10 protein-coding genes and 3 tRNA genes are annotated in these 9,658 nt (G+C 74.4%); 4 read left to right on the forward strand and 9 right to left on the reverse strand.

All coding sequences use genetic code 11. From position 1 onward, the window contains the following. The 7 genes from GTR00_RS07430 to GTR00_RS07460 all read right to left on the reverse strand — a co-directional run. A partial coding sequence (locus GTR00_RS07430; RefSeq protein WP_166610998.1) for an MFS transporter occupies window positions 1–1,155 on the reverse strand: 1,155 nt, incomplete at its 3' end. Beyond that, complete coding sequence (locus GTR00_RS07435; protein ID WP_166610999.1) at window positions 1,152–1,577, reverse strand: MaoC/PaaZ C-terminal domain-containing protein; 426 nt, start codon at window positions 1,575–1,577, stop codon at window positions 1,152–1,154. The genes GTR00_RS07430 and GTR00_RS07435, both read right to left, overlap by 4 nt. Further along, window positions 1,574–2,035: an FAS1-like dehydratase domain-containing protein gene (locus GTR00_RS07440; protein WP_166611000.1), complete on the reverse strand. Its 462-nt coding sequence runs from the start codon at window positions 2,033–2,035 to the stop codon at window positions 1,574–1,576. Before GTR00_RS07440 ends, GTR00_RS07435 begins: the two co-directional genes overlap by 4 nt. Window positions 2,036–2,054: 19 nt before the next feature. Next, the gene (rpmG, locus tag GTR00_RS07445) at window positions 2,055–2,222 is read right to left on the reverse strand and encodes a 50S ribosomal protein L33 (protein ID WP_012085006.1); all 168 of its coding nucleotides are present in this window, start codon (window positions 2,220–2,222) and stop codon (window positions 2,055–2,057) included. Window positions 2,223–2,374: 152 nt separating this feature from the next. After that, window positions 2,375–2,447, reverse strand: a tRNA-Met gene (locus tag GTR00_RS07450). A 33-nt stretch (window positions 2,448–2,480) separates the two neighbouring features. Next, window positions 2,481–2,552: transfer RNA gene (locus GTR00_RS07455), tRNA-Thr, on the reverse strand. An 85-nt stretch (window positions 2,553–2,637) separates the two neighbouring features. Continuing rightward, window positions 2,638–2,719 (reverse strand) — tRNA-Tyr (locus GTR00_RS07460). 98 nt (window positions 2,720–2,817) lie between these two features. Between GTR00_RS07460 and GTR00_RS07465 the strand changes: the two genes are divergently transcribed. Then, the gene (locus GTR00_RS07465; protein ID WP_166611001.1) at window positions 2,818–3,309 is read left to right on the forward strand and encodes a YajQ family cyclic di-GMP-binding protein; all 492 of its coding nucleotides are present in this window, start codon (window positions 2,818–2,820) and stop codon (window positions 3,307–3,309) included. Here GTR00_RS07465 and GTR00_RS07470 read toward each other — a convergent pair. Next, window positions 3,300–3,677 (reverse strand): MarR family winged helix-turn-helix transcriptional regulator, encoded by a 378-nt coding sequence (locus GTR00_RS07470; protein ID WP_323132312.1) that lies wholly within the window; start codon window positions 3,675–3,677, stop codon window positions 3,300–3,302. The two genes, GTR00_RS07465 and GTR00_RS07470, sit on opposite strands and share 10 nt — an antisense overlap. A gap of 147 nt (window positions 3,678–3,824) precedes the next feature. Here GTR00_RS07470 and GTR00_RS07475 point away from each other — a divergent pair, with 147 nt between their 5' ends. Both GTR00_RS07475 and GTR00_RS07480 read left to right on the forward strand, forming a co-directional pair. Continuing rightward, on the forward strand, window positions 3,825–4,421 hold the full coding sequence (locus GTR00_RS07475; protein ID WP_166611002.1) for a PadR family transcriptional regulator: 597 nt from the start codon (window positions 3,825–3,827) through the stop codon (window positions 4,419–4,421). After that, complete coding sequence (locus GTR00_RS07480) at window positions 4,421–5,500, forward strand: inositol-3-phosphate synthase (protein ID WP_166611003.1); 1,080 nt, start codon at window positions 4,421–4,423, stop codon at window positions 5,498–5,500. The genes GTR00_RS07475 and GTR00_RS07480 overlap by 1 nt, the downstream gene beginning before the upstream one ends. 109 nt (window positions 5,501–5,609) lie before the next feature. On the opposite strand, the gene valS is transcribed toward GTR00_RS07480, so the two are convergent. Continuing rightward, window positions 5,610–8,129: a valine--tRNA ligase gene (gene valS / locus GTR00_RS07485; protein WP_166611004.1), complete on the reverse strand. Its 2,520-nt coding sequence runs from the start codon at window positions 8,127–8,129 to the stop codon at window positions 5,610–5,612. A 107-nt stretch (window positions 8,130–8,236) separates the two neighbouring features. Here valS and GTR00_RS25645 point away from each other — a divergent pair. Next, on the forward strand, window positions 8,237–9,658 hold a 1,422-nt coding region (locus GTR00_RS25645), incomplete at its 3' end, for a GGDEF domain-containing protein (RefSeq protein WP_166611005.1).

Below are 9,658 nucleotides of genomic sequence, written 5' to 3' on the forward strand. Positions count from 1 at the left end.
GGCGGCGGCCGCGGCGAGCAGGGCGTCCAGGGTCCCGACGTGGTCGGCGAGGAAGCCCACCAGCGGCGGGCCCGCCAGGAAGGCGGCGTACCCCACGGAGGAGACGACGCTGACGCGCTCGGCGGCGCTGGCCTCCTCGTCGGCGGCGGCGCTCATGCCCAGGGGGAAGCCCAGGGCCGCGCCCACGCCCCAGGCGGCGGCGCCGACGACGGCCAGCGGCAGGGAGGGGGCCAGCACGAACAGCAGCACCCCGCCCACGGCCAGCGCGGCGCACCCGCGCAGCGAGGCCACCCGCCCGAAGCGCTCCAGCAGGACCGGGCCGAGCACCCGCCCGACGGTCATGGCCACGACGAACACCGCGAACCCGGCGACCCCGACGGTGCGGCTGACGCCGTAGCCGTCGACCAGCCCCAGGGCCAGCCAGTCGTTGGCGGTGCCCTCCACGAAGGCCATGCACAGCACCATCAGGCCGATGAGCAGCGTGCGCGGCTCGCGCCAGGCGCGGCGCAGCCCCACGCCCGGGTGGTGCTCGGCGGAGCCGTCGACGGGGCGCTCGCGCTCGGGCAGGAAGGAGCGCACCGCCACGAGCGCACCGGTCAGGGCCAGGGCGACGGCCCCGGCCAGGTGCAGCCAGGTGGGCACGCCCGCGGCGAGCAGCAGCACCCCCAAGCCCGCGGCCAGCACGGTGCCCAGGCTGAAGCCGGCGTGGAAGCGCGACATGATCGAGCGGTTCAGGCGGCGCTCGACCGCGGCCCCCTCGACGTTCATGGCCACGTCCCACGTGGAGGTGCCCGCCCCCTGCAGCAGCAGGCCGGCGGCCGTGACGACGGGGCTGCCCAGCCCGTCCACGCCGAAGGCCGTGATCAGCAGCCCGGCGGTGACGGCGACGGCCCCGGCGCTGACGGTGCGCACGCGCCCGAGCCGGATGACGAGCGCACCGGCCACGGGCATGGCCGCCACGGCGCCGATGGAGCCGCACAGCAGCACCAGGCCCAGCGCGGACTGGCTCAGGGCGAGGGTGTCGCGCACCGAGGGGATGCGCGCGATCCAGGAGGACAGGGCGAAGCCGTTGAGGATGAAGACGGCGTAGACGGCGGTGCGGGCGCGCAGAGCGGTGCGGTCGGCACCGGCGGCGGCGGGGGCGCCCCCGCTCACGGCAGCCGGACGACGGCGCGGGCGCGCCCCAGGACCTTGGCGCCGGCGCTGGTCACGGCGAGGTCGACGGTGACGGTGCGGGCGTCCTCGTCGCGGGCGGCGACGGTGCCGGCGACCTCGACGACGGCCGCGCCCTCGGCGGGCACGACGACGGGGGCGGTGAACTTGGTGCCGTACCGCACGACGGCGGCGGGGTCGCCGGCCCAGTCGGCGGCGCTCTGCCCGGCCAGCCCCATGGTGAGCATGCCGTGGGCGATGACGTCGGGCAGGCCCACCGAGCGCGCCACGTCGGCGTCCAGGTGGATGGGGTTGCGGTCGCCGGAGGCCTCCGCGTAGGCGCGCAGGTCCGCGCGGGTCACCTCGTGGCGGACGGCGGGCAGGGCGTCGCCGACCCGCACGTCCTCGAAGCGGACGGTGCTCACTGCTCCTCCGGGGCGCGCACGACGAGGGTGGACACGGCCGTGCACACGGGCGTGCCGTCGGTGAGCCGCAGCTCGGTGCGGGTGGTGACCATCGCGTTGCCGCGCACGACGCGCACGCGGTCCACGTGCAGCTCGGCGGTCAGCTCGTCGCCGGCCACGATCGGGCGGTGGTGCGTGAAGGACTGCTCGCCGTGCACGACGCGGGAGTAGTCGATGCCGGCCGCCGGGTCGGTGACGAACTGGGCGTCGGCGCGCTGGGCCAGCGTGACCGCGAACGTGGGCGGCGCCACCACGTCGGCGTGGCCGAGGGCCCGCGCGGCGGCGGTGTCGTGGTGCGCCGGGTGGACCGCCCGCACGGCCCGGGCGAAGGCCCGGACCGCGCCGGCGGTCACGGCGGTGGTCCCGGAGGCGGGGTACACCCGCCCCTGGAAGGACTCGTCGACGGTGACGGACGTCACTGCGGCGATCGGGTCCGGGTCAGCGGGTCTCGCGGTGCGTGGTCTTCTTGCCGCAGCGCGGGCAGAACTTCGCCAGGTCGAGCCGGTCGGGGTCGTTGCGCCGGTTCTTCTTGGTGATGTAGTTCCGCTCCTTGCACTCGGTGCAAGCCATGGTGATCTTGGGGCGGACGTCGGTGGTCTTGGCCACGGCGGGTTGCCTCTTCCTGAACTGGGGTCCTGCGGGCTGGCTTCAGCGCCGCGATCTCGTCCCAGGGTACGCGACCGAGCGCACGGAGCACGACGCAGGACGAGCGGCCGCCCCGGGTGGGGCGGCCGCTCGTCCTGCGTTGCGAGTGTCCGTAGCGGAGGCCGGACTTGAACCGACGACACAGCGATTATGAGCCGCTTGCTCTACCAACTGAGCTACTCCGCCGCACGCCGGCGGGGGCGGCCCACCGGCGCTGAGAGCCCCGATCGAGGATTGAACTCGAGACCTCTTCCTTACCAAGGAAGTGCTCTACCACTGAGCTATCGGGGCAGTGCTTCGTCGCTCGCACGACGTGAGGCTCAGCCTACACGCCGCGACCCGAGCCCGTTTCCGGGCCCGGGTCGCGCTCGCGACGTGGCGGGTGATGGATTCGAACCAACGAAGGCAATGCCGGCGGATTTACAATCCGCTCCCTTTGGCCGCTCGGGCAACCCGCCAGGTGCTCCTGGAGGACCAGGTGCGAGTGAGAGGATAGCAAGGTCCAGCGGCTGAGACGAACCGGCCGCACGAACCGCATCCGGAGGGAACAGCTCACGTGGCCAGCGAGTCCTCGTTCGACGTCGTCAGCAAGGTCGACCGCCAGGAGGTCGACAACGCGCTCAACCAGGCCGCCAAGGAGATCTCCCAGCGCTACGACTTCAAGGGCACGGACGCCTCCGTGCGCTGGAGCGGGGAGTCGATCCTCATGGTGGCCAGCTCCGAGGACCGCGTGAAGGCCGTCCTCGACGTGCTGCAGACCAAGCTCGTCAAGCGCGGCGTCTCCCTCAAGGCGCTGGACACCTCCGAGCCGGCCGCCTCGGGCAAGGAGTACCGGATCACCGCCACCCTCAAGGAGGGCCTGGAGCAGGACGTCGCCAAGAAGATCGGCAAGATCGTGCGCGACAGCGGCCTGAAGACCGTCAAGACCCAGGTCACCGGTGACGAGGTGCGCGTCACCTCCAAGAGCCGCGACGACCTGCAGGAGGTCATCGCCCTGCTCAAGGGCGCCGACCTCGACGTGGCCCTGCAGTTCGTCAACTACCGCTGAGGCGTCCCGGGGCCGTGAGCACCCCCGCCCCGGCGCGCCCGGCGCGCCGCGTGCACCTTCTCCACGCCGGTGGCGGACAGCCGCAGCCGCACGGCGCGGCCGTCGGTGGGGTCGGTGGAGCGCTCCACCAGGCCCAGGCCCTCCAGCAGCTGCACCTGCCGGCTCAGCGTGGGCTTGCCGATCCCGAAGAAGGTGGCCAGGTCCGAGGGGCGCGCCTCCTGCACGTCGTCCAGGCGCACCAGCAGGCTGTACGCCTCCGGCTCCAGGTCCGGGTGCACGGTCCGGGCGGTCTCGCGGCTGATCGCCCGCGAGCGGCGCAGGAGGACGGCGAGTTCTCGCTCCAGGTGTTCGGCGGCCTCGGGGTGCACGGGGGAACCGTACCGCCCCGCACCCCCCGCGGCGGCGATCTCCGCGCCCCGCTCCGGCGGGTCGGTCTTGTCGCGCGCCGGTGCCGCGCCTAGGGTGCACACGATGCATCGGACCGATGCATCGACGTGGTCGTCGGGGGGTGAGCGGTGGTGCGCAGGCGCGGTGACGTCCTGCCCCTGGCGGTGCTCGCCCTGCTCGCCGACGGCCCCCTGCACGGCTACGAGGTGCGCCGCCGCCTCGACGTGCGGCTCGGCGCCTTCCGCGCCCTGTCGTACGGCACGCTCTACCCCTGCCTGCGCGCCCTGCAGGCCGGCGGTTGCCTCACCGAGACGACCGCGCAGCGCCCCCCGGGCACCGTCAGCCCCAAGCGGGCCCGCGTCGTCTACGAGATCACCGACCGAGGCCGCGAGCGGCTCGCGGAGCTGCTCGAGGAGGCCGGCCCCGCCGCCTGGGAGGACGACGCGTTCGGCGTGCGCCTCGCGCTGTTCCAGCGCGTGGCCCCCCGCACGCGCCTGCGCATCCTCGAGGGCCGGCGCGCCCGGCTGCTCGAACGCCTGGAGCTGCTCACCGCCTCCATCGAACGGGCCCAGGCCCAGCTCGACGCGTACGCGCTGGAGGCCCAGCGCCACGGCCTGGAGACCGTCCGCAGCGAGGTCGACTGGCTCGACCGCCTCATCACGGCCGAGCGCCGTGCCCCCACCCGGCCGGCGACCCCGGCCGCCACCCCTCCCCAGGAGAACTGATGTCCGAGATCCGCGTCGCGATCGTGGGGGTCGGCAACTGCGCCGCCTCCCTCGTCCAGGGCGTCCACTTCTACGCCGACGCCGACGACACCGCGACCGTCCCCGGTCTCATGCACGTGCGCTTCGGCGACTACCACGTGCGCGACGTGACGTTCGTCGCCGCGTTCGACGTCGACGACAAGAAGGTCGGCACCGACCTCGCCGACGCCATCGGCGCCAGCGAGAACAACACCATCAAGATCTGCGACGTGCCCAGCACCGGCGTGACCGTCCAGCGCGGGCACACCCTCGACGGCCTGGGCCGCTACTACCGCGAGACGATCACCGAGTCCACCGCCGAGCCGGTCGACGTCGTCGCCGCCCTGCGCGAGGCCCGCGCCGACGTCGTCGTCTGCTACCTGCCCGTCGGCTCCGAGGACGCCGCGAAGTTCTACGCCCAGTGCGCCATCGACGCCGGCTGCGCCTTCGTGAACGCGCTGCCCGTCTTCATCGCCAGCACCCCCGAGTGGGCGCAGAAGTTCACCGACGCCGGCCTGCCCATCGTCGGCGACGACATCAAGTCCCAGGTCGGCGCCACCATCACCCACCGGGTGCTCGCCAAGCTCCTGGAGGACCGCGGCATCAAGCTCAAGCGGACCTACCAGCTCAACGTCGGCGGCAACATGGACTTCAAGAACATGCTGGAGCGCGACCGCCTGGAGTCCAAGAAGACCTCCAAGACCCAGGCCGTCACCAGCAACGTCCAGGCCGACTTCGGCACCCGCGACGTCCACATCGGCCCCAGCGACTACGTCCAGTGGCTCGACGACCGCAAGTGGGCCTACGTCCGCCTGGAGGGCGAGGCCTTCGGCGGCGTCCCGCTGAACCTGGAGTACAAGCTGGAGGTCTGGGACTCCCCGAACTCCGCCGGCGTCATCATCGACGCGGTGCGCGCCGCCAAGATCGGCCTGGACCGCGGCATCGGCGGCCCGCTGCTGTCCCCCTCGGCGTACTTCATGAAGTCCCCGCCGGAGCAGCGCGACGACGAGACCGGCCGCAACGCCGTCGAGGCGTTCATCGCCGGGACCGTCGAGCGCTGAGCGACCCGTCCCCGCACGCAGGGGCCCCGCGGTGCACGCGCACCGCGGGGCCCCTGCGCGTGCCGGGCGCTCCCGGCCGACCGTGCGAGCACGAGCGCGACGGGGAGCGTCAGCCCTGCTGCTCGGCGATCTCCGCCTTCGCCGTCAGGACCGGGGACTGCTCGCCCTCGGCGACCGGCACCTCCTGCCAGGTGATCGAGGAGGCGCGGCCGGCGGCCAGGACGTCGGCCTCGGCGCGCGAGGCGCTGGCGATCACGGCGGCGGGCCCGTAGACCGTGGCCGCGCCCAGCGCCGTCTTCTGCGAGACCTTCGCCTCGCTCTTGACCTTGCGCAGCGCCGACAGGGCCTGGCCGGCGCCGCCGAGCACGCCCAGGGCGCTCGCGTCCGCGGCGGCCGCGCCGAGCTCGTCGGGCGCGGGCCACGGCGCGGTGTGCACCGAGCCGTCCTGCCACCAGGACCACACCTCCTCGGCGGCGAAGGGCAGGAACGGCGCGAACAGGCGCAGCAGGGTGCGCAGCGCGATGGCCGCGGTGGCCCGGGCGGAGGCCTGCGGGCCCTCCCCGCGCGCGCCGTAGGCGCGGTCCTTGACCAGCTCCACCCAGTCGTCGCAGAACGTCCAGAAGAACCGCTCGGTGGCCTCCAGGGCGGCGGCGTGGTCGTAGCGCTCGAAGGCGTCGGTGGCGGTGCGCACCACCTGCGCGAGGTCGGCCAGGACGCTGGCGTCCAGCACCTCGGTGACCGCGGCCGGGTCGGCGGCGGTGCCGCGCTCGACGCCCAGGCCCAGGACGAACTTGGAGGCGTTGAGCAGCTTCATCGCCAGGCGGCGGCCGATCTTCATCTGGCCGGTGTCGAAGGTGGCGTCGGTGCCCAGGCGCGAGGACGCCGCCCAGTAGCGCACGGCGTCGGAGCCGAACTCCTCCAGCAGCGCCAGCGGGGTGACGACGTTGCCCTTGGACTTCGACATCTTCTTGCGGTCGGGGTCGAGGATCCACCCGGACAGCGCGGTGCGCGCCCACGGCAGCCCACCGGTCTCCAGGTGCGAGCGCACCACGGTGGAGAACAGCCAGGTGCGGATGATGTCCTGCCCCTGCGGGCGCAGGTCCATGGGGAAGACGCGCCGGTACAGGTCCTCGTCGCGCTCCCAGCCGCCGGCCAGCTGCGGGGTCAGCGAGGACGTGGCCCAGGTGTCCATGACGTCGGGGTCGGCGGTGAAGCCGCCGGGCTCGCCGCGCTGGGACTCCTCGTAGCCCGGGGGAGTCTCCGAGGCCGGGTCCACCGGCAGCGCGGACTCCGCGGGCAGGACCGGTGCGTCGTAGCGGGGGGTGCCGTCCTGGTCCAGGGGGTACCAGACGGGGAAGGGCACGCCGAAGAAGCGCTGCCGGGAGATCAGCCAGTCGCCGTTGAGGCCCGAGACCCAGTGGTCGTAGCGGTGCTTCATGTGCGCGGGGTGCCAGGCGAGCTGCTCGCCGCGCTCCAGGAGCGCCGTGCGCAGCTCCGCGTCGCGGCCGCCGTTGCGCAGGTACCACTGGCGGGTGGTGACGATCTCGAGGGGGCGGTCGCCCTTCTCGTAGAACTTCACCGGGTGCACGACCTTCTTCGGCTCGCCGACCACCGCGCCGGACTCGCGCAGCGCCGCGACGACCTTCTCCTGCGCGGTGTGCACGGTGGCGCCGGCGATCTCCGCCCACAGCGCCTCGCCGGGACCGCCGGCGATCCACTCGGGCGTCTCGCGCACCAGGCGGCCGTCCCAGCCGATGACGGCGCGGGTGGGCAGCTGCAGCTCGCGCCACCACGTCACGTCGGTGGTGTCGCCGAAGGTGCAGATCATGGCGATGCCCGAGCCCTTGCCGGGCTCGGCGAGGCGGTGCGCCACCACGGGCACCTCCACGCCGAACAGCGGCGAGCGCACCGTGGAGCCGAACAGCGGCTGGTAGCGCTCGTCGTCCGGGTGGGCCACCAGGGCCACCACGGCGGGGATGAGCACCGGGCGGGTGGTCTCGATGAGGACCGGCTCGCCGCCGTCGGTGCGCTCGAAGGCCACCCGGTGGTAGGCGCCCTCGCGCTCGCGGTCCTCCAGCTCGGCCTGGGCGACGGCGGTGCGGAAGGTGGTGTCCCACAGGGTGGGCGCCTCCGCGGCGTACGCCTCGCCGCGGGCGAGGTTGCGCAGGAACGCGCGCTGAGCGGTGGCGCGGGCGTCCGCGGAGATCGTGGAGTAGGTGTGCGCCCAGTCCACCGACAGGCCCAGGCGCCGCCACAGGGACTCGAAGACCTGCTCGTCCTCGGCGGTCAGCCGCTCGCACAGCTCGACGAAGCCGCGCCGGGAGACCTGCACGAAGTCGCGGTCGCTCTTGGGGGCCTTCTCCGGCGGGGTGAACGAGGGGTCGTACGGCAGCGCGGGGTCGCAGCGCACGCCGTAGTAGTTCTGCACGCGGCGCTCGGTGGGCAGGCCGTTGTCGTCCCAGCCCATGGGGTAGAAGACGGACTTGCCGCGCATGCGCTGGAAGCGGGCCACCACGTCGGTGTGGGTGTAGCTGAAGACGTGCCCGATGTGCAGCGAGCCGGACACCGTGGGGGGCGGGGTGTCGATGGAGTACACGTCGGCGCGCTCGGCGGTGCTGGCGTCGGACATGCCGCCATCATCCCGCAGCGCGCGGGGGTGAAGAGCGCACCCCGGCGCGCCGATGCCCCAGCGTGCTCCGGCGTCCGTCCCGTCCGCCCGCGTGGGCCGGCCACCTGGTGGTCGCCGGCCTGCTGTCCGTGGTGTGCGTGTGCCTGCGCGGCACCGCCCACGACGTGCTGCTGAGCTGCGTGAGCGCCTCCAGCGCCGTGGCCGTCGCGGTGGGTGCGCGCCTGCACCGGCCGGTGCGGGCGGGCGCGTGGTGGTGCATGGCCGCCGGGATGGGCTGCTGGGCCCTGGGCGACGCGCTCTTCACCCTCGTCTACGACGTCCTGGGCTCGCAGGCGTACCCCGCCCCGCCCGACGTCGCCTACCTGCTGGCCTACCCGCTGCTGGGGGCCTCGCTGCTGTCGCTGGCACGGCGGGCGCGCCCGGGCCAGGACCTCGAGGGCGTGATCGACGCCACGATCCTGTCGGTGGGCGCGGGGCTGGTGTCGTGGACGTTCCTGCTGCGCCCGGCGCTGAGCTCCCTGGGCGACGACCTGCTCGGCGGCGCCGTCAGCGCCGCCTACCCGGTCGGCGACGTCTTCGTCCTGGCGGTGCTGGTGCGCCTGGTGGCGGCGGCCGGGGCGCGCTCGGCCAGCTTCCGGCTCCTGACGGCCGCGGCGGCCGCGATGCTCGTGGCGGACGTCTCCTACCAGGTCGCCTACGCCGCCACCGGCCACGACGGCGTGGGCAGCGACCCGTTCTTCCTGGTGGCCTACGCGCTGTGGGGCACCGCCGCCCTGCACCCCTCGATGCGCCGGCTCTCCGACCCGGCGCCGCAGCGCCGCGGCGAGCTGGGCGCCGGCCGGCTGCTGCTGCTGGCGGGCGCGAGCCTGCTGGCCCCGGGCACGCTGGCGGTGCAGCTGCTGACGGGGGCGCCGCTGTCGGCGTGGTCGGTGGTGGTGACCTCCGCGGTGCTGTTCCTGCTGGTGGTGGCGCGCATGTGGACCCTGCTGCGGCGCCTGCGGGTGCAGGCCGCGCAGCTGCGCGAGCTGGCCCGCACGGACGCGCTGACGGGCCTGGTGAACCGGCGCACCGCGGAGGCCGAGCTGGAGCGGGCGCGCGGGCGGGCGGCGGCGTCCGGGGCGCCGCTGGTCGTGGCGGTGCTGGACCTGGACCGCTTCAAGGCGTTCAACGACACCTTCGGCCACCCCGCCGGCGACGCGCTGCTCGCCGGGTGCGCCCGGGCGTGGACCGCCGAGCTCACCGGCGGCGCCGGGCTCACCGGCAGCGCCGTGCTGCCGGCGCGCTGGGGCGGGGAGGAGTTCCTGGTGCTGGCCGAGGGGCTGGACCCGGCGCGGGTGGAGGCGCTGCTGGAGCGGCTGCGCGCGGTGGTGCCCTCGGGGCAGTCGTTCTCCGCGGGCCTGGCGCGCTGGGACGGCGCGGAGCCGGTGGCGCAGCTGTTCGCCCGCGCCGACCGGGCCCTGTACGCGGCGAAGGCGGCCGGGCGCGCCTGCACCCGCCGGGCGCCCGAGCCGCCCCGGGCCGCGGGGGAG

Source organism: Kineococcus indalonis (genome assembly GCF_009906395.1).
Lineage (GTDB): Bacteria > Actinomycetota > Actinomycetes > Actinomycetales > Kineococcaceae > Kineococcus > Kineococcus indalonis.